This is a genomic window from Streptomyces sp. SID14515 (genome assembly GCF_010548505.1).
Lineage (GTDB): Bacteria > Actinomycetota > Actinomycetes > Streptomycetales > Streptomycetaceae > Streptomyces > Streptomyces caviscabies.
In genome coordinates this window covers 15,053-36,224 of record NZ_JAAGMH010000128.1, presented here as the reverse complement: position 1 = coordinate 36,224, position 21,172 = coordinate 15,053, and the positions used below count along the sequence as shown (strand labels likewise).

The 21,172-nt window shown below is 72.2% G+C and carries 19 protein-coding genes; 7 read left to right on the top strand and 12 right to left on the bottom strand.

What is annotated here, in order from left to right:
• Positions 1 to 128: 128 nt before the first annotated feature.
• Positions 129 to 1,775 (bottom strand): amidohydrolase, encoded by a 1,647-nt coding sequence (locus tag G3I54_RS30540; RefSeq protein WP_164619284.1) that lies wholly within the window; start codon positions 1,773 to 1,775, stop codon positions 129 to 131.
• 76 nt (positions 1,776 to 1,851) lie between these two features.
• The gene (locus G3I54_RS30535; RefSeq protein ID WP_010057405.1) at positions 1,852 to 2,292 is read right to left on the bottom strand and encodes an Lrp/AsnC family transcriptional regulator; all 441 of its coding nucleotides are present in this window, start codon (positions 2,290 to 2,292) and stop codon (positions 1,852 to 1,854) included.
• A gap of 202 nt (positions 2,293 to 2,494) precedes the next feature.
• On the opposite strand from G3I54_RS30535, the gene G3I54_RS30530 reads away from it, so the two are divergent.
• On the top strand, positions 2,495 to 2,893 hold the full coding sequence (locus G3I54_RS30530; protein ID WP_164619282.1) for a hypothetical protein: 399 nt from the start codon (positions 2,495 to 2,497) through the stop codon (positions 2,891 to 2,893).
• Positions 2,894 to 3,320: 427 nt separating this feature from the next.
• Here G3I54_RS30530 and G3I54_RS30525 read toward each other — a convergent pair whose 3' ends face one another.
• Entirely contained in the window at positions 3,321 to 4,493 is a 1,173-nt protein-coding gene (locus G3I54_RS30525; RefSeq protein ID WP_164619280.1) for an acyl-CoA dehydrogenase family protein, read from the bottom strand.
• Between the two features lie 384 nt (positions 4,494 to 4,877).
• On the opposite strand from G3I54_RS30525, the gene G3I54_RS30520 reads away from it, so the two are divergent.
• Positions 4,878 to 6,152 (top strand): glycoside hydrolase family 18 protein, encoded by a 1,275-nt coding sequence (locus G3I54_RS30520; RefSeq protein WP_164619278.1) that lies wholly within the window; start codon positions 4,878 to 4,880, stop codon positions 6,150 to 6,152.
• Positions 6,153 to 6,258: 106 nt separating this feature from the next.
• On the opposite strand, the gene G3I54_RS30515 is transcribed toward G3I54_RS30520, so the two are convergent.
• On the bottom strand, positions 6,259 to 6,411 hold the full coding sequence (locus G3I54_RS30515; RefSeq protein ID WP_018960604.1) for an SCO1431 family membrane protein: 153 nt from the start codon (positions 6,409 to 6,411) through the stop codon (positions 6,259 to 6,261).
• 361 nt (positions 6,412 to 6,772) lie between these two features.
• Here G3I54_RS30515 and G3I54_RS40205 point away from each other — a divergent pair, with 361 nt between their 5' ends.
• From G3I54_RS40205 to G3I54_RS30505, 3 genes are all read left to right on the top strand, one after another.
• Positions 6,773 to 7,147 (top strand): hypothetical protein, encoded by a 375-nt coding sequence (locus tag G3I54_RS40205; RefSeq protein ID WP_343240473.1) that lies wholly within the window; start codon positions 6,773 to 6,775, stop codon positions 7,145 to 7,147.
• Positions 7,144 to 7,383: a hypothetical protein gene (locus G3I54_RS40200; RefSeq protein ID WP_343240472.1), complete on the top strand. Its 240-nt coding sequence runs from the start codon at positions 7,144 to 7,146 to the stop codon at positions 7,381 to 7,383. Before G3I54_RS40205 ends, G3I54_RS40200 begins: the two co-directional genes overlap by 4 nt.
• A gap of 109 nt (positions 7,384 to 7,492) precedes the next feature.
• Positions 7,493 to 8,959 carry a PepSY domain-containing protein gene (locus G3I54_RS30505; RefSeq protein WP_164619276.1) on the top strand — a complete coding sequence of 489 codons (1,467 nt, stop codon included), beginning with the start codon at positions 7,493 to 7,495 and terminating at the stop codon, positions 8,957 to 8,959.
• Between the two features lie 130 nt (positions 8,960 to 9,089).
• Here G3I54_RS30505 and G3I54_RS30500 read toward each other — a convergent pair whose 3' ends face one another.
• The 6 genes from G3I54_RS30500 to G3I54_RS30480 all read right to left on the bottom strand — a co-directional run bounded on the left by G3I54_RS30500 (position 9,090) and on the right by G3I54_RS30480 (position 15,422).
• Complete coding sequence (locus tag G3I54_RS30500) at positions 9,090 to 9,761, bottom strand: potassium-transporting ATPase subunit C (protein WP_164619274.1); 672 nt, start codon at positions 9,759 to 9,761, stop codon at positions 9,090 to 9,092.
• A gap of 6 nt (positions 9,762 to 9,767) precedes the next feature.
• The gene (gene kdpB / locus G3I54_RS30495; RefSeq protein WP_164619272.1) at positions 9,768 to 11,876 is read right to left on the bottom strand and encodes a potassium-transporting ATPase subunit KdpB; all 2,109 of its coding nucleotides are present in this window, start codon (positions 11,874 to 11,876) and stop codon (positions 9,768 to 9,770) included.
• Positions 11,873 to 13,537, bottom strand: coding sequence for a potassium-transporting ATPase subunit KdpA (kdpA, locus tag G3I54_RS30490; protein WP_164619270.1), 1,665 nt, complete (start codon positions 13,535 to 13,537; stop codon positions 11,873 to 11,875). The genes kdpB and kdpA overlap by 4 nt, the downstream gene beginning before the upstream one ends.
• Positions 13,538 to 13,545: 8 nt before the next feature.
• Positions 13,546 to 13,635, bottom strand: a complete 90-nt coding sequence (kdpF, locus tag G3I54_RS30485) for a K(+)-transporting ATPase subunit F (protein WP_164619268.1) — start codon at positions 13,633 to 13,635, stop codon at positions 13,546 to 13,548.
• On the bottom strand, positions 13,632 to 13,772 hold the full coding sequence (locus G3I54_RS39115) for a hypothetical protein (RefSeq protein ID WP_203687397.1): 141 nt from the start codon (positions 13,770 to 13,772) through the stop codon (positions 13,632 to 13,634). The genes kdpF and G3I54_RS39115 overlap by 4 nt, the downstream gene beginning before the upstream one ends.
• Positions 13,773 to 14,039: 267 nt before the next feature.
• Positions 14,040 to 15,422 carry a peptidase C39 family protein gene (locus G3I54_RS30480; protein WP_164619266.1) on the bottom strand — a complete coding sequence of 461 codons (1,383 nt, stop codon included), beginning with the start codon at positions 15,420 to 15,422 and terminating at the stop codon, positions 14,040 to 14,042.
• Between the two features lie 197 nt (positions 15,423 to 15,619).
• Between G3I54_RS30480 and G3I54_RS30475 the strand changes: the two genes are divergently transcribed.
• Both G3I54_RS30475 and G3I54_RS30470 read left to right on the top strand, forming a co-directional pair.
• On the top strand, positions 15,620 to 16,249 hold the full coding sequence (locus G3I54_RS30475) for a hypothetical protein (protein ID WP_164619264.1): 630 nt from the start codon (positions 15,620 to 15,622) through the stop codon (positions 16,247 to 16,249).
• A gap of 359 nt (positions 16,250 to 16,608) precedes the next feature.
• Positions 16,609 to 18,513, top strand: a complete 1,905-nt coding sequence (locus G3I54_RS30470; protein WP_164619262.1) for an AAA family ATPase — start codon at positions 16,609 to 16,611, stop codon at positions 18,511 to 18,513.
• Positions 18,514 to 18,571: 58 nt separating this feature from the next.
• Here G3I54_RS30470 and G3I54_RS30465 read toward each other — a convergent pair whose 3' ends face one another.
• On the bottom strand, positions 18,572 to 19,678 hold the full coding sequence (locus G3I54_RS30465; protein ID WP_164619260.1) for a hemolysin family protein: 1,107 nt from the start codon (positions 19,676 to 19,678) through the stop codon (positions 18,572 to 18,574).
• Positions 19,675 to 21,033, bottom strand: coding sequence for a hemolysin family protein (locus G3I54_RS30460; protein ID WP_164619258.1), 1,359 nt, complete (start codon positions 21,031 to 21,033; stop codon positions 19,675 to 19,677). Before G3I54_RS30460 ends, G3I54_RS30465 begins: the two co-directional genes overlap by 4 nt.
• Positions 21,034 to 21,172 lie beyond the last annotated feature (139 nt).

Sequence of the window (21,172 nt, the reverse complement as noted above, 5' to 3'; positions counted from 1 at the left end):
CGTGGGCGCTTTCTGTCAACAGCCGTGCGACCTGCGACTTCTTCCGAAATTGCCTGGTCAGTGCGGAAGGGCCGCAGGTCGTGGACCAGCCATCGGGCCATCGATCGGCGGTACGAAATGTCCCGACGTCACTCGTTCGGTCGCACGTAGACAGTTTGTCCGAAGACCACCGTCCGCAGGCAGACGGGAAGGGCGGCCCCGGGCGTCAGGTCCGGCAGTCCCGGCGTGCCGGACCGGGGGTCGGTGGACCATCGGGCGACCCGGTCGTCCGGGGCCTGGACCAGGAGTTCGGCGGTGCGCCAGACGGCGTAGTCGGCCGGGGCGCCGGGCACCAGGAGGCCCGCGTCGTCGCGGCCCACGGCCCGCCAGCCGCCCCGGGTGTGCGCGGTGAACCCGGCGCGGACCGAGATGCGGTGCTCCGGGGTGCGGTGGTGGGCGGCGGCCCGGACGGTGCCCCAGGGGTCGAGCGGGGTGACCGGGCTGTCGGAGCCGAAGGCCAGCGGCACTCCGGTGCGCAGCAGTGCCGCGTACGGGTTGAGGCCGGCGGCCCGCTCCGCGCCCAGGCGCTCGGCGTACATCCCCTCCGGGCCGCCCCAGGCGGCGTCGAAGGCGGGCTGGACGGAGGCGGTGAGGCCCAGTTCGGCGAAGGCGGCGATGGTCTCGGGGGTGAGCATCTCGGCGTGTTCGACGCGGTGGCGGGCGGCCCGGATCCGGTCGAGGCCCAGTGTCCCGGCGGCGGCCCTGATCCCGTCCACGACGGCGGTGACCGCGGCGTCGCCGATGGCGTGGAAGCCCGCCTGGAGGCCCGCCTCGGTGCAGGCGGCGACATGGGCGGCGATGCGGGCGGCGTCCAGATGGGCGGTTCCGGTGTGCGGGGCGTCCGCGTAGGGCTGGTGCAGACAGGCGGTGTGCGAGCCGAGGGAGCCGTCGACGAACAGGTCGCCGGCGGCGCCGATCGCGCCCAGTTCGCGGATGCGCCGGGCGTCCTTCTCGTCCGCGATCTCCTCGGCCCAGAGGCCGAAGACGCGCGGCCCGGGATGCTCGGCGGCGAGGGCGAGGAGACCGGTGAAGTCCTCCTCGTCGGAGATCTCGGGCCCGCCGCACTCGTGCACGCTGCCGATGCCGAGGGAGGCGGCGTGGTCGAGGGCGGCGCGCTGGGCGGCGGTCCGCTGGGCGGACGACAGCGCGCCGTGGGCGGCGGCCCGTACGGCGTGGTGGGCGTCGCCGGTCAGCGGCGCGTCCGGGTGGTATCCGGCCATCGCGGTGACGCCGGGGACGAGGTCCAGCAGAGCCGTCGTGACGACCGCGGAGTGCACGTCGATCCGCGGCAGGTACAGGGCCCGGCCGCCGGCCGCCTCGTCGAGCTCGGCGCGCGAGGGGTGGCGCCGCTCGGGCCAGCGGGCGGCGTCCCAGCCGTGGCCGAGCAGGACGTCGCCCGCGGCGTGCCGGTTCGCGAACGCACGGACGAGGTCGAGGGCCTCGGCGAGCGTCCGGGCGGCGGAGAGGTCGAGCCCCGTCAGGGCCAGGCCGGTGGCGGTGGTGTGCACATGCGCGTCGGTGAACGCCGGGGTGACCAGGGCCCCTTCGAGGTCGACCACCTCGTCGACGCCGCTCGCGAAGGCGTCGGCGGCCCCCTCGGACCCCACCCAGGCGACATGCCCGCGTTCGACGACCATCGCGGTGGCGAACGGGTCGGCGGGGCTGTGGACGTCTCCGCCGCGCAACAGCACGGTGCGGTGTTCGGGGGCGCTCTGGGGGGCGGTGCTCTGGCTCATGGGACCAGTCTCGCGCCTGCGGGCCGCGGGCCGGTCCCCGACCCCCTCCGTAGCGGGCTGGGGCGTGTCCTGCCGCTCAGATGCGCGGGGGCCGGGCCTCGTACGGGGTGGACAGGACGACGGTGGTCCGGGTGGACACACCGGCGAGCGTACGGATCCGGGTGAGCAGGTGTTCCAGCTCCAGCGGGGTCGCGACCCGCACCTTGAGGATGTAGTTCTCGTCACCGGCGACGCTGTGGCAGGCCTCCAGTTCGGGCACCCCGGCGAGCCGTTCGGCGATGTCGTCGGGTGCGCTCGGGTCGAACGGCTTCACCGAGATGAACGCGGTGAGGGGCAGCCCGACGGCCTCGGGGTCGACGACCGCGGCATAGCCGCGGATCACCCCGCGCTGCTCCAGTCGACGGACGCGCTGATGAACCGCCGAGGTGGACAGGCCCGTGGCCTTGCCCAGGTCGGTGTAGCTCATCCGCCCGTCCTTGACGAGCAACTCAACGATCTGACGGTCCAGCTCCTCCATGCGGATCAACCTATGGCCCAGGGAGCCCCTCGGCACAGTCGCGCGGGTCACGGAACGGCACCTGCGGGCGGCATGTGACGAATGCCACAGGTTTACGGGTCGGTAGCGGGCCGCCTCACGGTTATCGGCCACGCGCGACGGGAAGTGCTTGCTGTGGTCGAGGCCGTGGCGCCTTGTCGGCCCACCCGAGGGGGGAATTTCCATGCAGAGCCTGAAGCTCACCGGACGTACCGAACCGGAGCCTGTCGATCCGGACGACGACGGTACCGCCGACGCGTACGACATGTTCGAGATGGTCCGGGTGGTCTGCCCGGACTGCGCCCAGCCCATCGCGCTGCTGGCCGACGAGGACGTCCTGCCGGAGCACGCCCGGTGCCCCACGCCGTGGAACCCCTTCGTCCTCACCGTCTGCTCCGGAACCGGGCGCGGCGTGAGCGACGCCCGGCCCGCGGACGAGACGCTGGAGCTCCAGGAGCAGGAGACCGGGCTGCTGCTGACGCTCCCCCAGGGGCTCGACTGGCGGATGCAGCCCTTCTCGCACGCCGGAGGCCCCGGCTCCCGTCCGCTGCGGGTGCCGCGGATGCGGCGCGAGGCCGCCTGACCCGTTCGCCGTACGCGACGCCCGGCACCACGACGGCCCGGCCGCCGTGGTGCTCGCGGTTCCGCGTCCACGGCCGCCGGCGCGAGTGCGGGCCCCCGCGAACGGGCGCTCGAATCGGCATGGCAGTGACCCCGGCCCGCCCTGCCGCGTTGGCCCCGTATGACCACGCTGCAATCAACAGTCGGTTCGGGTCGCCGCCGGCTCGCCGCACCCGCCCCCGAAGAATCGGTTCCGCAGCCGGGTACGCCCGCACAGCCGCTGCCCCGCTCCACCGGAGCCTCGCCCATGGGCTCCCCCGCGGACCCGCCGATCTACAGCGCGCTGCTCAGACAGTGGGAGAGCGCGGGCCGGACCGTGCCGGGCCGCCGCGACCCGGAGTGGAGCCAGGCCGCGGCACTGCCCCCGTGGCCCGAGGCGCCGTTGCGGTTCAGCGCGTCTCGGGACCCGCGAGGTGGCGCGCGATGACCATGCGCTGGATCTGATTGGTGCCCTCCACGATCTGGAGCACCTTCGCCTCGCGCATCAGCCGTTCGACCGGGAAGTCGAGCGTGTAGCCGTAGCCGCCGAGCACCTGGACGGCGTCGGTGGTCACCCGCATGGCCGCGTCCGTGCAGAACAGCTTCGCCATGGCGGCCTGCCGGGAGAAGGGCTCCCCCGCGTCGCGCAGCCGGGCCGCCTCCAGATAGAGCGCCCGGCCGGCCTCGATCTGGGTGGCCATGTCGGCGAGCATGAACCGCAGCCCCTGGAAGTCCGCGATGGGACGGCCGAACTGACGCCGGTCGGTGGCGTACCGGACGGCCTCGTCCAGGGCCGCCTGGGCGACCCCGATCGCGCAGGCGGCGATGCCGAGGCGCCCGGAGTCGAGCGCGGACAGGGCGATGGCGAAGCCCTGGCCCTTCTCGCCGATGCGCCGGTCGTCGCCGACCCGTACGCCGTCGAAGTGGAGCTGGGCCGTGGGCGAGCCCTTCATCCCCATCTTCTTCTCGGGGAGCGCCGCGTTCAGCCCCTCGGCGTCGCCGGGGACGAGGAAGGCGGTGATGCCGCGGGGGCCCTCGACGCCGGTGCGGGCGAGGACGGTGTAGAAGTCGGCGACGCCGCCGTGGGTGATCCAGGCCTTGGTGCCGGTGACGACCCAGTCGTCCCCGTCCCGTACGGCCTTGGTGCGCAGCGAGGCGGCGTCGGAGCCGGAGGCGGGCTCGGAGAGGCAGTAGGCGCCCAGCAGGCCGCCGGTGAGCATCGCCGACAGGTGCGCAGCGCGCTGCTCGTCGGTGCCGTATCCGGCGAGGGCGTGACAGGCGAGGGAGTGGACGCTGACGCCGAGTCCGACGGTGAGCCGGGCGGCGGCCAGCTCTTCCAGCACCTGGAGGTAGACCTCGTAGGGCTGGTCGCCGCCGCCGTGGGCGGAGTCGTACGGGAGTCCCAGGAGTCCGGCCTCGGACAGGAGGGTGAAGACCTCGCGCGGGAAGACGCCCGCGTCCTCCTCCTCGGCCGCCCGGGGAGCGATCTCCTTCGACGCGATGTCGCGGACGAGCGCGACGAGCTGCCGGGACTCCTCGGTGGGCAGACGGCGTTCCACCGGCTGCGGGGCACGGTCGGACATGACGGCGCTCTCCTCCCTGTCGGGCGTTGCGACGGTCGCGCGCTCGGGGTGTGAGAGGCGCCGCCGGGTGATCTCCCGGAAGTGACCCGGGAAAAACAGACTGCCCCGCCGATCCTGCCCTCCCGGGTCACGGGTGGCGCGGTCATCGGCTGTGGCGGGTTGAGTATGCCCGATCGGCTGCCTCCCGTCACGGGGCGACGGGCAGGTCGGACGGCATGGAAGGCCGCCGGGAGATCAGCGAATTGGTCCGAACCATTGACCCAACTGGTCTAGTCCTTCTACGGTTCCACCGAACGCCTAACGCGTTCATGTCAAACCGGGCGCAGCTGCCCGGCGCTCGACCCGCACCCCCCACGCACCAGCCCTCCCCCACGAGGAGCCACGATGCTCAAGCTGCACCGTCCCCGCGCCCGGCTCCGGGCGCTCGCCGCGGCCGCCTGTACGGCGGCCCTCGGCGCCACCCTGCTCGGCGTCGCCGGTATGTCCCCGGCCGGCGCGGCCCCCGCCGCACAGCCGGCCGCGGCCCCTGCCGCCGCCGAGGCCGCCCCCACGGCGGCGGGCGACAAGGTGATCGGATACTTCACCAACTGGGGTACGTACGACCGCAATTACCACGTCAAGAACATCGTGACGTCGGGTTCCGCAGACAAGCTCACCCACATCAACTACGCCTTCGGCAATGTGACGGGCGGCAAGTGCCAGATCGGCGACTCCTACGCCGACTACGAGAAGGCCTACACCGCCGAGGAGTCGGTCGACGGGGTCGCCGACACCTGGGACCAGGAACTGCGCGGCAACTTCAACCAGTTGCGCAAGCTGAAGGAGCTCCACCCCGATCTGAAGATCCTCTGGTCCTTCGGCGGCTGGAGCTGGTCCGGCGGCTTCGGTGAGGCCGCGCAGAACCCGGCCGCGTTCGCGAAGTCCTGCTACGACCTGGTGGAGGACCCCCGTTGGGCCGATGTCTTCGACGGCATCGACATCGACTGGGAGTACCCCAACGCCTGCGGTCTCACCTGTGACACCAGCGGCCGCGACGCCTACGGCAACCTGCTGGGCGAGCTGCGCAAGTCCTTCGGGGACGACAACCTGATCACCTCGGCGATCACGGCGGACGGCTCCGACGGCGGCAAGATCGACGCGGTGGACTACGCGGGGGCGGCGCAACACCTCGACTGGTACCTGCCGATGACATACGACTTCTTCGGCGCCTTCGCGGCGCAGGGCCCGACGGCCCCGCACTCCCCGCTGACGTCCTACCCGGGCATCCCGACGGAGGGCTTCAACTCCGACGCCGCGATCTCCAAGCTGAAGTCGCTGGGCATCCCGTCGGAGAAGCTGCTGCTGGGCATCGGCTTCTACGGCCGCGGCTGGACCGGCGTGACGCAGTCCGAGCCGGGCGGCAGCGCCACCGGTGCGGCGGCGGGCACCTACGAGCCCGGCATCGAGGACTACAAGGTCCTCAAGGGCAGCTGCCCCGCCACGGGCACGGTGGCCGGCACGGCGTACGCCCACTGCGGGAACAACTGGTGGAGCTACGACACCCCGGAGACCATCGGCACCAAGATGACCTACAAGAACGAGCAGGGCCTCGGCGGCACGTTCTTCTGGGAGCTGAGCGGTGACACCGGGAACGGCGAGCTGATCAAGGCGATCAGCTGACTCTCCGGTCGACCGGCTCTCACGGGGCAGACGAACACCACGGGCGGGGTGCCGGGCGGGCGCCCCGCCCTTTCGTGCGCCGTCGCCTCCCGCGGCCCTCAGGCCGTCACAGCAGACCGAGCTGGGTGACCAGCATCGCGAACACGACCACGAAGGCCCAGCCGGCGATGTGCTCCATCAGCTTCGAGCCGTCCTCGGGGCCGCCGGTGCGCGCGCGGCGGGCGTGGTGGGCGTTTCCTGCGGCGGTGGTCGCGGTCATGGCGTCTCGCTCTTCGTACGGCGTGGGCTGGGTCCCCCGTGACCCGACCAGAGTGCCAGCGCCCCGGGCCGTACAGAACGAGATCCCGGTCACGGTCCGATGCGGCCGAGGCGTCCACGGGCGTCCGGCTCCCGCGCAACGGTACGGAAATGGGCCACCGGAGCCGAGGGCACGGGCGGGGCGCGCTGTGGGCGACGCCACACCGGGTCCGGGCCGATTCTCGGTTCAGGGCACGCGCGGAAAGAATCAGGACACCCGTGGGAACCATTTCAGCCACTCGGCCGACTACTGCCCCATGGGAAGAGACCGCGGTACCGAGCCCGCCGCCGAGCCTCGTCGGGCGGCTGGCTACCTTGAGCCCATGCGTGCACCGGGCGGCCTGCCGAGGCGAGCGGCCAGGGGCCTGCTCTGCGGTTCGGCATGCCTGGTGCTCGGTGCCGTAAGCCATGTCGCGGCGGGCGGACGCCTGCCCGGCGCGGGGGTGCTCGGCCTCCTGCTCCTCGCCCTGACCGTGCAGGGAGCGCTGCTCCTGGGCGGCCGACGGCACCGCTTCGACCTCGTGGTCCTGGTGCTCGGCGCTACGCAGTTCGCCCTGCACAACGCGTTCCACTTCCTCCCGTCCCCGGCGGGGCTCCGCACCCCGGGATGCCGGCCGGTCACGCGCACCACATGCCCGGCCCGGCCGCGGGCCCCGGCATGGACGCGGGCGGCGGGCACGCCATGGACGCCGGGATGACCGGGGCCCACGCGGCGGCGACGCTCGGGACGGCCCTGTGCGTGCTGTACGGGGAGCGGGTCCTGCGGCGCCTCGCGGCCCTGGTCGCCCCGCTGATCGTCCTCCGGTGGGCCTCCTCGCTGCCCTGCCCGCCCCGGCCGCGCCCGGCGCCGCCGGTGGTGGCGCGGATCCGGTTCGGGGCGCTCCTCGCCCGGTCCCGGTCCCGGCGCGGGCCGCCTTCGGTGGCCCCCGCCTGACCTCCCCCGCACCAGCCGTCGACGCCGGAAGCGACCCGGCGTCCATCAGGCATGCGTGCGGGAGGCGTCGGGCGCGCGTCCGCCACCGTCCGCCCTCCGAGGAGCACCCATGTCCCACAGAACCGAACACATAACGCAACACGACCACGATCCGACCGACACCCGGACCGACACCCCGGCAGAGAGACCGGCGCGGAGCCAGGCCCGCTCCTGGGCGGAGGTCCGGCATCTCCTGGTCCGGCTGCACTTCTACGCCGGGGTGCTCGTCGCCCCCTTCCTGCTGGTGGCCGCGCTGACCGGGCTGGCCTACACCCTGACGCCCCAGCTCGACCGGCTCGTCTACGGCGACCAGCTGCGGGTCGAGCGGGTCGGCGACGAGGTGCGCCCGCTGTCCGAGCAGATCGCCGCGGCGCGGTCCGCGTACCCCGAGGGCACACTGGCCTCGGTGATCACACCGCCGGGCCCCGAGGACACCACCCGGGTGGTGCTCGCGGTGCCGGAGCTGGGCGAGAACCAGCGCACGGTCTTCGTCGACCCGTACACCGCCGAGGTGCGGGGCGAGTTGACGACCTGGTTCGGGTCGACGCCGCTCACCACCTGGCTCGACGACCTGCACCGCAATCTGCACCTGGGCGACACCGGCCGCCTGTACTCCGAGGTCGCCGCGAGCTGGCTGTGGGTGGCCGTCGTGGGCGGCCTCGTCCTGTGGCTCGGGCGCGCCCGGGGCCGGCGTGCGAAGTCGGCCCGGGGCGTGCTGCTTCCGGACCGTACGGCCAAGGGGGTGCGGCGGACCCGGAGCCGGCACGCGGCGACCGGGGTGTGGCTGGCGCTGGGCCTGCTGTTCCTGAGCGCCACCGGCCTCACGTGGTCGCAGTACGGCGGCGAGCGCTTCGGGCGGCTGCTGGACGCGGCCAACGGCAACGCCCCGGCCCTGGACACGGCGCTGCCCGGCGCCGATGCCCCCGCCGAGGACCACTCGGAGCACGCCGGACACGGCGGTTCCGGGGGCACGGCGGCCGACGCCGACCCGGCGGACTTCGATGCGGCTCTCGCGGCGGCCAGGGGCGCGGGCCTCGGCGGGATCGTGGAGGTGACGCCTCCGGCGGACGCGTCGAGCGCGTGGGTCGTGGCGCAGACCGACAACACCTGGCCGGTGCATTACGACCGGGTGGCCGTGGACACGACGAGCGGCGAGATCACCTCGCGCACCCGCTGGGCCGACCACCCGGCGCTGAACAAGCTCAGCAAGCTGGGCGTGCAGGGCCACATGGGCGTGCTGTTCGGCGTCGTCAACCAGATCGCGCTGGCGCTCCTGGCGCTCGGCCTGACCGCGGTGATCGTCTGGGGCTACCGCATGTGGTGGCAGCGGCGGCCCACCCGGGACGACCGGTCCGCACCGGTCGGCAGGGCCCCGGAGCGCGGGGCGTGGCGGCGGATTCCGCTGCCGGCCCTCGTCCTGGGCATCCCGGCCGTGGCCGCGCTGGGCTGGGCGTTGCCGGTCCTGGGGGTGACGCTGGCCGGGTTCCTGGTGGTCGACGCGGTGGTGGGGGCGGTACGCCGACGACGTACCGCCTGACGCGTCGGTGGGGTGGGGGGCGCCGACCTGCGTCCCCACCCCACCGAAGGCCCCCGGGCGCGCATGTGGCGGGTCCCGCCACTGGGCGCACGCGACCGGGTAGCGCGCCTCGCCCTCGGGCTGCGCGCTCTCAGCCCCGGGTCAGGCTCCTGAGTGCGGTGTTCAGCTCCAGGACGTTCACCCGGGGCTCACCCATGAAGCCGAGGAGCCGGCCGGTGGTGTGGTCGGCGACCAGGCCCTCGACCTCCTTGACGTCGAGTCCGTTCCGCTCGGCGACCCGGTGGACCTGGAGCTTCGCGTACGCGGGTGAGATGTCCGGGTCCAGGCCGGAGCCGGACGAGGTGACGGCGTCGGCCGGCACATCGGCGGGCTCGACCTCGTACGTGGCGGTGGAGTTGTCCTTCACCACGGCCGCCTTGGCGTCCTTCACCCACCGGATCAACTCCTCGTTGTCGCCGGAGCGGTTGGTGGCGCCGGAGAGGATCAGGGAGTACCGGGTGTTGACGCTGTTGCTGCCGAGGCCGTTGGAGGGGCGTGGCTGGAACCACTTCAGGTCCGGGGCGGGCGACTCCTCGCCCTCCTTCATCGGGAGGTCGTACCGCTGGCCGATGAGGGAGGAGCCGACGACCTGCCCGCTGCGGTCCTCGACCTCGGAGCCGTTGGCCTTGTCGCTGAACAGGGCCTGGGCGACGCCGGTCACGGCGAGCGGGTAGATCACTCCGCAGACGAGGGTCAGGACGAGCAGGGCGCGGAGCCCTGCCCCGAGCAGGCGTGCGGTGCCGCTGACGGCATGGTGGGTCATGGCGGATCAGCCGATTCCGGGGATGAGGGAGAGGAGCAGGTCGATGAGCTTGATGCCGATGAACGGAGCGACGAGGCCGCCGAGTCCGTAGAGGCCGAGGTTGCGGCGCAGCATCCGGTCGGCGCTCGCGGGCCGGTAGCGGACGCCTTTGAGGGCGAGCGGCACCAGGGCCACGATGATCAGCGCGTTGAAGATGACGGCGGACAGGATCGCGGACTCGGGCGAGGCGAGCCCCATGATGTTCAGCCGGTCCAGCGACGGGTAGGCCACGGCGAACATGGCGGGGATGATCGCGAAGTACTTCGCGACGTCGTTGGCGATGGAGAACGTCGTCAACGCGCCTCGGGTGATGAGGAGTTGCTTGCCGATCTCGACGATCTCGATGAGTTTGGTGGGGTTGGAGTCGAGGTCGACCATGTTCCCGGCCTCCTTGGCGGCCGAGGTGCCGGTGTTCATCGCGACGCCGACGTCGGCCTGGGCCAGGGCGGGGGCGTCGTTGGTGCCGTCGCCGGTCATCGCGACGAGCTTGCCGCCCGCCTGTTCCCGCTTGATGAGGGCCATCTTGTCCTCGGGCGTCGCCTCGGCCAGGAAGTCGTCGACCCCGGCCTCGTCGGCGATCGCCTTCGCGGTCAGCGGGTTGTCGCCCGTGATCATGACCGTACGGATGCCCATCCGGCGCAGCTCGTCGAACCGCTCCCGCATGCCCTCCTTCACCACGTCCTTGAGGTGGACGACGCCGAGGACGCGTGCGCCGCGAGCATCTTCCACCGCCACCAGCAGCGGCGTGCCACCGGCCTGGGAGATCCGGTCGGTGAGCGCCCGCGCGTCCTCGGACGCGCTCCCGCCCCGCTCCCTCACCCAGGCCGCGACCGCGCCGGTCGCGCCCTTGCGGACCTTCCGCCCGGCCAGGTCGACGCCCGACATCCGGGTCTGTGCGGTGAACGCGACCCACTCGGCGTCGGCGAGCTCCCCCCGGTCCCGTTCGCGCAGCCCGTGCGCCTCCTTGGCCAGCACGACGATCGACCGGCCCTCCGGCGTCTCGTCGGCGAGCGAGGAGAGCTGGGCGGCGTCGGCGAGTTCGGCTTCCGTCACGCCCTCGACCGGGACGAACGCGGCCGCCTGGCGGTTGCCGAGGGTGATCGTGCCGGTCTTGTCGAGGAGCAGGGTCGATACGTCACCCGCCGCCTCGACAGCGCGGCCCGACATGGCCAGGACGTTGCGCTGGACGAGGCGGTCCATCCCGGCGATACCGATGGCGGACAGCAGCGCCCCGATCGTGGTGGGGATCAGGCACACCAGCAGGGCCGCGAGCACGATCAGCGAGGTCTGGTCGTCCGCGCCCGCGTAGATCGCGAACGGCTTCAGGGTGACGACGGCCAGCAGGAAGACGATCGTGAGGGACGCCAGCAGGATGTTCAGGGCGATCTCGTTGGGCGTCTTCTGCCGGGCCGCACCCTCCACCAGGCTGATCATGCGGTCGATGAAGGTCTCGCCCGGCCTGGCGGTGATCCTGATGACGACGCGGTCGGACAGCACCTGCGTACCGCCGGTGACGGCCGAACGGTCGCCGCCGGACTCGCGGATGACGGGGGCGGACTCGCCGGTGATCGCGGACTCGTCGACGGAGGCGACGCCCTCGACGACGTCCCCGTCGCCGGGGATGATGTCTCCGGCCTCGCAGACCACCAGGTCCCCGACGCGCAGTTCCGTTCCGGCGACCCGCTCCTCGTGCGCGCCGACGACCCGGCGCGCGACGGTGTCGGTCCTGGCCTGGCGCAGCGTGTCGGCCTGGGCCTTGCCCCGGCCCTCCGCCACCGCCTCCGCCAGATTGGCGAAGAGCGTGGTCAGCCAGAGCCAGGCGGTGATCGCCCAGCCGAACCGGTCGGTCGGATCCGTGAGGGCCAGCACGGTGGTGACCACCGAGCCGACCAGGACGACGAACATCACCGGCGACTTGATCATCACGCGCGGGTCGAGCTTGCGCAGCGCGTCCGGGAGGGACCTCAGGAGCTGCTGGGGGTCGAAGAATCCGGTGCCGACACGGTGGGCTGTTCCTCGGCCACCGGTGGGCGGCAGGTCTCCGTGGGGAGCGCGGACGGGGGTGACGGTGCTCATGAGGCGAGCCCTTCGGCGAGCGGCCCCAGCGCGAGGGCGGGGAAGTAGGTGAGTCCGGTGACGATGAGGATCGTGCCGACGAGCAGTCCCGTGTAGAGCGGCTTGTCGGTGCGCAGCGTGCCCGCGGTCTCGGGTACGGGCTTCTGCTCGGCGAGCGAGCCGGCGAGAGCCAGCACGAAGACGATCGGGAGGAAGCGGCCGAGCAGCATGGCGATGCCGATGGTGGTGTTGAACCACTGGGTGTCGGCGCCCAGCCCGGCGAAGGCGGAGCCGTTGTTGTTGGCGCCGGAGGTGTAGGCGTACAGGATCTCGGAGAAGCCGTGCGCGCCGGAGTTCGTCATCGAGTCGGCGGGGGTCGGCAGGGCCATCGCGACCGCGGTGAAGCCGAGCACGAGCGCCGGGGTGACGAGGAGGTAGCAGGCCGCGAACGTGATCTGGCGGGTGCCGATCTTCTTGCCGAGGTACTCCGGGGTGCGCCCGACCATCAGTCCGGCGATGAACACCGCGATGACCGCCATGATCAGCATGCCGTAGAGGCCGGAGCCGACGCCGCCGGGGGCGATCTCGCCGAGCTGCATGCCGAGCATCGTGATGCCGCCGCCGAAGCCGGTGTACGAGGAGTGGAAGGAGTTCACCGCGCCGGTCGAGGTCAGTGTCGTGGCGACCGCGAAGATCGACGAGCCGGCGATCCCGAAGCGGGTCTCCTTGCCCTCCATGGCCCCGCCCGCGATCTCGAACGCCGGGCCCCGGTGGGCGAACTCGGTCCACATCATCAGGGCCGTGAAGCCGATCCAGACGACGGCCATCGCGCCGAGGATCGCGTACCCCTGCTTCAGCGAACCGACCATCCGGCCGAAGGTCCGCGTCAGTGCGAACGGGATCAGCAGGATGAGGAAGATCTCGAAGAGATTGGAGAGGGGGTTCGGGTTCTCGAAGGGGTGGGCGGAGTTGGCGTTGAAGTAGCCGCCGCCGTTGGTGCCGAGCTCCTTGATGGCCTCCTGGGAGGCGACCGCGCCGCCGTTCCATTCCTGGGTACCGCCCGTGAACTGTCCGACCTGGTGGATGCCGGAGAAGTTCTGGATCGCTCCGCAGGCGACCAGCACGATCGCGCCGATCACCGAGATCGGGATCAGGACGCGGACGGTGCCGCGCACGAGGTCGGCCCAGAAGTTGCCGAGTTCGCCGGTACGGGACCGGGCGAAGCCGCGTACGAGCGCCACCGCGACGGCCATGCCGACGGCGGCGGACAGGAAGTTCTGCACCGCGAGGCCGCCGGTCTGTACGACGTGGCCCATCGCCTGTTCGCCGTAGTAGGACTGCCAGTTGGTGTTGGCGACGAAGGACGCGGCGGTGTTGAACGCCTGGTCCGGGTCGATGGAGGAGAAGCCGAGCGAACCGGGCAGCGAGCCCTGTACCCGTTGCAGCAGATACAGGAAAAGGACACTCACCGCCGATAAGGCGAGCACGGCGCGCAGATAGGCGGGCCAACGCATTTCGGCGGCCGGATGGGCGCCGATGACCTTGTATATCCACTTCTCCGGTGTGTAGTTCTTCTCGGAGGAGTAGACCGTGGCCATGTAATCGCCCAGCGGGCGATATGCCAGCGCGAGGGCGACGATCAGGGCGAGCAGTTGGAGTACACCAGCGATCTGGGAACTCATATCAGAACTCAGAACCTCTCCGGGTAAAGGAGAGCCAGAACGAGATACCCGATGAGGGAGACGGCCACGACGAGGCCGACGACATTCTCGGCGGTCACAGCTTGGTCACCCCTCGGGCGATGATTGCCACCAGCGCGAATACCGCGACCGTGGTGACGACGAAGGCCAGATCGGCCATCGCGAGCTCCTGATTGACGTGGGGAAGGGAAATCGGCCCGGTGGCCGAGATGAGCAAACCTCGGTTTCGGTCCCCGGGTAAGCCGCTTTGACGGGCTCCATACGAGGACCGGAAATCCTTGACGCCGGCCTGACGCGTTCGGCCGCACCACGCCACAAAGCGCTTCGCGGGTTTCCACGGAAAGTGACATCCGCCGGTCGCGGATGCGTTCCGGACGCGGCGGTCACGGTGCCCGGAACGCGCGTTGCCCGGAACGCCGAAGCGTCCCGGGCAACTTTTCCGCTTCCTCACGGGCGCGCGGAGCTCAAGCGGCTCCGCGCCTGCTCACACCAGACCGAGCGACCGCAGGACCCGCTGCTGGGAGGGGGTCGGGCGGGCCGGCCAGTAGACGTAGCACACCCCGCCCGTGCCGCTTCTGACCTGACCGTTCGCGTCGTAGCGCTTGGTGCGGAGCCAGATGTTCTCCCATTCGCGCCGCCGGTAGACGCGGCGTACCGCGTCGTTGTCGGGCGAGGCCGGGTCGTTGGCGATGACGTCGCCCTCGGGGGTGAAGCCGATGACCGTCATCAGGTGGCCCGACGTGCCGTATCCGGCGCCGGTCAGTTCCTCCTTCAGGAAGGACTGCGAGGTGATGACCGGGATTCCGGCGCGGATCAGCCGCTCCACGTCGGTGAGCGAGCCGAGCCGGGTGACGACGGCGTTCATGTCGCGGTACGTGGCGGCGTAGGCGGCGTTGAACGGCCAGTTGCCGCAGCCCCCGTACTCGTAGTCGTAGGTGTTGCGGGCGGCGTGGCAGACCTGGGGGTCGGGCAGGCCGGGCTTGACCCAGGCGAGGTCCTCCGCGGTGGGGCGGCGGCCCCAGTACTCGATGATCATCTGCGAGGAGGTGGGGCTGCACCACGCCTCGCCGCCGTTGTCGTACTCGGGGTACTGCCCGATGTGGATGTTCTGCGAGTAGCGGGGCACGGGCAGTTCGCGGGCGAGCGCGGGGGTGGTCGCGGGCACGGTGAAGCGGTCGGGCACGTCGGAGGCCATCGCGCCGACCCGCCAGACGGTCGGGGTGAGACGGCTGCCCGGGGTGCGGTGGAGGGTGAGCCGCAGCCGGTAGGAGACCAGGCGCACGCCGCTCGCCGGGTCGTCCACCGAGAGGGTGTCCGTCCACACGGAGCTGTGCGGGTCGCCCTGGCCGTCGACGGACGTACGGCGGATGTCGCCGTCGCCCGCCGCCCAGCGGCCCATCACGAACCAGGGGGTCGCGGTGCCGTCCGCGTAGGCGCCGCTCAGCTCGACCTGGATCCAGGTGCCGGCCGGGGTGCGGGCGTTCCAGGAGGCGATCACCTCGGTGGCGGGGACGGCGGAGCGGTGGACGGAGGAGGTCCAGGTGGCGTAGTCCCAGGCGGCCGTCGTACCGGTGTGCGGGTCGGTGTAGTCGGTGCGGCCGGCCGGGGTGGCGATCACCAGGCCGGGGCGGGCGCCGGGGAGCACCCGGGTGCCGTCGCCCGTGCCGCAGCGCCAGTCGGTGTAGGTGTGCCAGAAGCGGTTGTCCACGAGGACCTTCGGGGCGGCGGCGGAGCCGGCGGGCGAGGACGGGGCGGTGGACGAGGACGCGGCGGCCGTCGCGGACGGGGCGGAGGCCACCGTGCCGGCGCCTGCCGCCGCCGCGAGCGCGGCGGTCAGAACGGTTCTGCGCGAAGTCGGACTGGTCATGGTCGTGACCCCCGGTCGGATGCGGAAGGTGGTCTGCGGGTGCCGTTCGGTGCGCCAACTATCCCGGTTCCGGGCCGGATCGGGCCAGCGGTTCGGCAACCGCCGACGGACCAATATGGGTCTGGACCACTGGCGTGACCTGCGACGGTTCGAGGCACTGCCCGGGGCGGCTCCGTGCCGGAACGTACCCTGGAGCCATGGACGACCTGGCCCGCCACGCCGATGACCTGCGCTCACTGCCCCCTTCCTGCGGACCGGTCCGGCTCGTGGCGGTCGACGGTCACGCCGGTTCGGGCAAGAGCACCTTCGCCGCCCGGCTCGCGGCGGCGCTGGGCGGTGCGCCGGTCCTCCATCTGGACGATCTCGCCACGCACGAGGAGCTGTTCGGCTGGACGGGGCGGCTGCTGGAGCAGGTGTTCCTGCCGCTCTCGCGCGGTGAGAGCGCCCGCTATGCCCCGTACGACTGGGTGGAGCGCCGCTTCGGCCCGGCGCGGACCCTGGAGCCGGCCCCGGTGGTGCTGGTGGAGGGGGTCGGCGCGGGTCGCCGGGAGGTGCGTCCGTGGCTGGCGGCGCTGTGCTGGATGGAGCTGGAGCGGGAGACGTCCTGGGAGCGGGGCCGGCGCCGGGACGGCGACGGGCTCACCGGGTTCTGGGACGGGTGGACGCTCGCCGAGGAACGGCATTTCGCCGAAGATCCGTCACGGCCTCACGCCGACGCGCTGGTACGCCAGTTGCCGGAGGGGTACGCGTGGCTGCCGGGGCCCCGCGCGACAGCGGGAGCGAACCGTACCGTCACCCACGGTAGCCAGGAGGCCCCGCCATACTGAGCAGTCGGAAATCGGCCCGGAAGTGCCCCAACTCTGCTTGACCGAGGGCCCTTACTGGTCTTACGTTCTCATTGTGCGGCTTTTCGGAGCCCCCGCAGACGCGAAGCCCCCGGTTGTTCCCCCGTGATCGGGGGCTTCGCCCTGTGCTCCCACCGCCGCCCCGGCGACCACACAGAGCGATTCACTCACCCTCGGTCACCGCCCCCCGAAGGCCGGTCATCGAGCGGACACCTCCCCGTGCGCGGGTACGATGCAGCTCGGTGTGGTCAATTCCCTTCCTCCACGCCGTGATTCAGCACGCTCCGGTGGGCATGCTGTGCGGGCGGGACATCCTGGGGGCACGGTTTGTGGGGGACCTGATGGACATCGGCACACAGGGCGCTGGAGCCCCTGCCGACCTCGCCTGGCTGCGTGGCATGGACGCCTACACGATGGGCGCCTACCCGCAGGCCGAGGAGGAGTTCAGAGCCGCGGTGCGGTTCGATCCGGGCATGGCGGACGGCTGGCTCGGCCTCCACGCGCTGCGCATCGACACCACCACGGCCCTGTTACGCATGTACCGGCACCGCGACCGCTTCGGCGAACAGCGCGCACGCCACCGCCGTACGCTCAACTCCTGGTACTGGCTGGGCTGGTGGGTGCAGCCGGTGCTGGAGAGCCCGCGCGATCTGCTGCTGGCGCACGCCTCGCACTGGCTGGACGGACGCCATGTGCCCGAGCTGGACCGGGCGTTGGCCGGACTGCCGCCGGTGGACGCGGATCCGCAGGTGCGGTTCCTGCACGCCTGCCGCTCGTATCTGGTCAAGGACTGGGAGCAGTTGGTGCGCTGCACCGAGCAGCTCGTCGACGATCCGATGCTGGGCATCGAGGCGGGTCTGTTCGGCGGGATGGCGCGGGTGCGGCTGGAGATGTTCGGGCAGGCGGAGCCGCTGCTGTCGGCCGCGCTGATGCGCTGCCGCAGCGAGCAGCCGCAGCGCAAGGAGCTGCGCTACTGGCTGGCGCGGGCCCACGAGGGCACCGGGCGCAGTGCGGCCGCCCTGCCGCTGTACCGGGCGGTGCACCGGGCCGATCCGGCGTTCATGGACACCTCCGCCCGGCTCGCCGCGCTTGTGGAGGGCGACGGGTACGACGAGTCGGCGGATCTGGCCGCGGTGACCCTGACCGGTTTCGGTGCGGGGGTCCCGGGGGCGGAGGCGCAGCCGGAGGGCGACGCGCCGCTCGGCACCGATCTGGCGGACGGGCGCGAGTCCTGGGCAGTGGGCGAGGCGGGGCTGCTCGGCGATGATCCGGTGCCCGGCCCGACCGTGCCCGTCGAGGGCGCCCGCCGCACCAAAACCCGCAAGCCGCCGCCCTTCCCGGCCGGGCCCAGCGATCCCGCCCTGCTGGCCGAGGCGCTGGCGCAGCTGGAGCGCATGGTCGGTCTCGAACCGGTCAAACGGCAGGTCAAGGCGCTCTCGGCGCAGTTGAACATGGCCCGGCTGCGGGCCGAGCAGGGTCTGCCCGTCCAGCCGCCGAAGCGCCATTTCGTCTTCTCCGGCCCCTCCGGCACCGGCAAGACCACGGTGGCGCGCATCCTGGGCCGGGTCTTCTACGCCCTCGGGCTGCTCGGCGGCGACCACCTGGTCGAGGCGCAACGGTCCGACCTGGTGGGCGAGTTCCTGGGTCAGACGGCGGTCAAGGCCAATGAGCTCATCGACTCGGCGCTCGGCGGGGTGCTGTTCGTCGACGAGGCGTACAGCCTGGCCAACTCCGGTTACAGCAAGGGCGACGCGTACGGCGACGAGGCGCTTCAGGTGCTCCTCAAGCGGGCCGAGGACAACCGGGACCATCTCGTCGTCATCCTCGCGGGCTACCCGGAAGGCATGGACCGGCTGCTCGCCACCAACCCGGGTCTCTCCTCCCGCTTCACCAGCCGGGTCGACTTCCCCAGCTACCGGCCGCTCGAACTCACCGCGATCGGGAGCGTCCTGGCCGCCGAGAACGACGACGTGTGGGACGAGGAGGCGGTGGACGAGCTGCGCTCCATCAGCGGCCATGTGGTGGACCAGGGCTGGATCGACGAGCTGGGCAACGGTCGCTTCCTGCGGACGCTGTACGAGAAGAGCTGCGCCTACCGTGATCTGCGGCTCTCCGGCTATCCGGGCGAGCTGACCCGTCAGGACCTGTCGACGCTGCGGCTCCCGGATCTGATGCAGGCCTACGGCGAGGTGCTGTCGGGGCGCGGGCCGGTGGGCCGGGGCAAGCAGGGGCCGGGCGCGGTGTGACACCGTGCCGGGAGCGTCGGCCCCCGGCACGGTGTCACGGCGCGGTGTCACGGCGAGGTCAGTGCACCAGGGCCCCGGGCGCCGGGAGCTCCGGCGTCCTGGGGACGTCCACCGTACGGCGGGGTACCGACACCGTCCGGTGGGCCGGGTCGCGCACCTCCCCCACCAGCGTCTCCAGGACGTCCTCCATGGCGACCAGACCGAGGATCCGGCCCGATCCGTCCGCGACCTGCGCCAGATGCGTGGCGGCGCGGCGCATCACGGTCAGGGCGTCGTCGAGCGGGAGTTCGGCCCGTAGGGTCGCCATCGGTCGCCAGATCTGCTGCGGGACCGCCCGGTCGGCGTCCTCCAGCTCCAGGACGTCCTTGACGTGCAGGTAACCCATGAAGGGGCCGCCGCCCTCCGCGCAGACCGGGAAGCGGGAGAAGCCGGTGCGTACCGTCAGCTCCTCGATCCGGCGCGGGGTGACGGACGGGTCGACCGTGACCAGTGAGGCCCGCTCCAGCAGGACGTCGGTGACGGGCCTGCTGCCCAGTTCGAGGGCGTCCTCAAGCCGTTCGGCGGCCTCCGGTCCGAGGAGGCCGGCCTGCCCGGAGTCCTCCACGAGCCGGTTGAGCTGCTCGCTGGTGAAGACGGCCTCCACCTCGTCCTTCGGCTCGACGCCGAACAGCCGCAGCACCAGACCGGCGCAGGCGCCCAGCGCCGTGGTGACCGGACGGCAGAGCCGGGCGAAGGCGACCAGGCCGGGGCTCAGCCAGAGCGCGGTCCGCTCGGGCGCCGCCATCGCGAGGTTCTTCGGGACCATCTCGCCGATGACCAGGTGCAGGACGACCACGGACAGCAGCGCGAGGGCGAAGCCGAGGGGGTGGACAAGTCCGTCGGGGATGTGCGCCGCGTGGAAGACCGGCTCCAGGAGGTGGGCGACGGTCGGCTCGGCGACGGCCCCGAGGGTGAGGGAGCAGACGGTGATGCCGAACTGGGCGGCGGCCATCATCTGCGGCAGGTTCTCCAGGCCGTGCAGGACCGTGCGGGCCCGGCCGGAGCCCTGGGCGGCCAGCGGTTCGATCTGGCTGCGGCGCACGGAGACGAGGGCGAACTCGGCGCCGACGAAGAAGCCGTTCGCCAGCACCAGGAGGGCGGCGAGGAGGAGTTGGAGCATGCTCATCGCGCGGCCTCCAGCAGGCCCGGTGCGGCCGTCTCCGGCAGCGGGTCGGGCGCCTGGGTGAAGCGGACCCGTTCGGCGCGGTTGTGGCCGACCTGGCGGACGGAGATCCGCCAGCCGGGGAGTTCGGCCCGGTCGCCGGGGGCGGGGATGCGGCCCAGCAGGCCGGCGACGAGCCCGGCGACGGTCTCGTAGGGCCCCTCGGGCACGTCCAGACCGCTCCGGCGCAGGGTGTGGACCCGGCAGCTGCCCTCGGCGTCCCACACCGGGCGGCCGTCCTCGCCGATGGCGGCGGTCAGCTCGGGGCGGTCGGAGCCCTCGGCGTCGTGCTCGTCGCGGACCTCGCCGACGAGTTCCTCGATGATGTCCTCCAGGGTGACCACCCCGGCGGTGCCGCCGTACTCGTCGACGACCACGGCTATGGGCTGTTCGTGGCGCAGCCGCCGCAGCAGGTGCTCCACGGGCAGCGTCCCGGGCACCAGGAGCGGCGGGACGGCGATCCGTCCGGCCGGGGTGCGCAGGCGCTCGGGGGCGGGGACGGCGAGGGCGTCCTTGAGGTGGACCATGCCGATGACCTCGTCGATCCGGTCCCGGTAGACCGGGAAGCGGGAGAGGCCGGTGGCGCGGGTGAGGTTGAGGACGTCCTCGGCGGTCGCGGAGGAGTGCAGGGCGCTGACCTTCACCCGGGGGGTCATGACGTGCTGGGCGGTGAGGCCGGCCAGCGAGAGGGTCCGGACGAAGAGGTCGGCGGTGTCCTGTTCCAGGGCTCCGGCCTCGGCGGAGTGCCGGGCCAGGGAGACCAGTTCGCCCGGGGTGCGGGCGGAGGCCAGTTCGTCGGTGGGCTCGACTCCGAAGAGGCGGACCAGCCGGTTGGCCAGGGCGTTGAGGAGGGTGATCACCGGTCGCAGGAGCGCGGCGAAGCGGGCTTGCGGTCCGGCGACGAAGCGGGCCACCTGGAGCGGCCGGGAGACCGCCCAGTTCTTGGGCACGAGTTCACCGACGACCATCTGGACGGCGGAGGCCAGCAGCATGCCGATGACGACGGCGACACCGGACACGGCCCCCGCGGGCAGTCCGGTGGCGGTGAGGGGTCCGGCGAGCAGCTGGGCCAGGGCCGGTTCGGCGAGCATGCCCACCACCAGGGAGGTGATGGTGATGCCGAGCTGGGTGCCGGAGAGCTGGAAGGAGAGTTCGCGCAGGGCTTCGACGACGGTACGGGCCCGTCGGTCGCCCTCGGCGGCGGCGCGTTCGGCGTCGGGCCGGTCCACGGTGACGAGCCCGAATTCGGCTGCCACGAAGAATCCGTTGGCGAGGATGAGGAGAAAGGCCGCGCCGAGGAGCAGCAGGGGGGTGGTCATGAGGCCGCCGCCTCCGGGGAAGGGGCGGCGCAGGTATTACCGGACGATCCGTCCATTGCTGGAGGGAGTCACTCCTTGGGTCGCAGGAAGGCCCCGCGGGCCCGGGGTGGGCCGTGGAACGGGCGGGGCGGGGCGCACG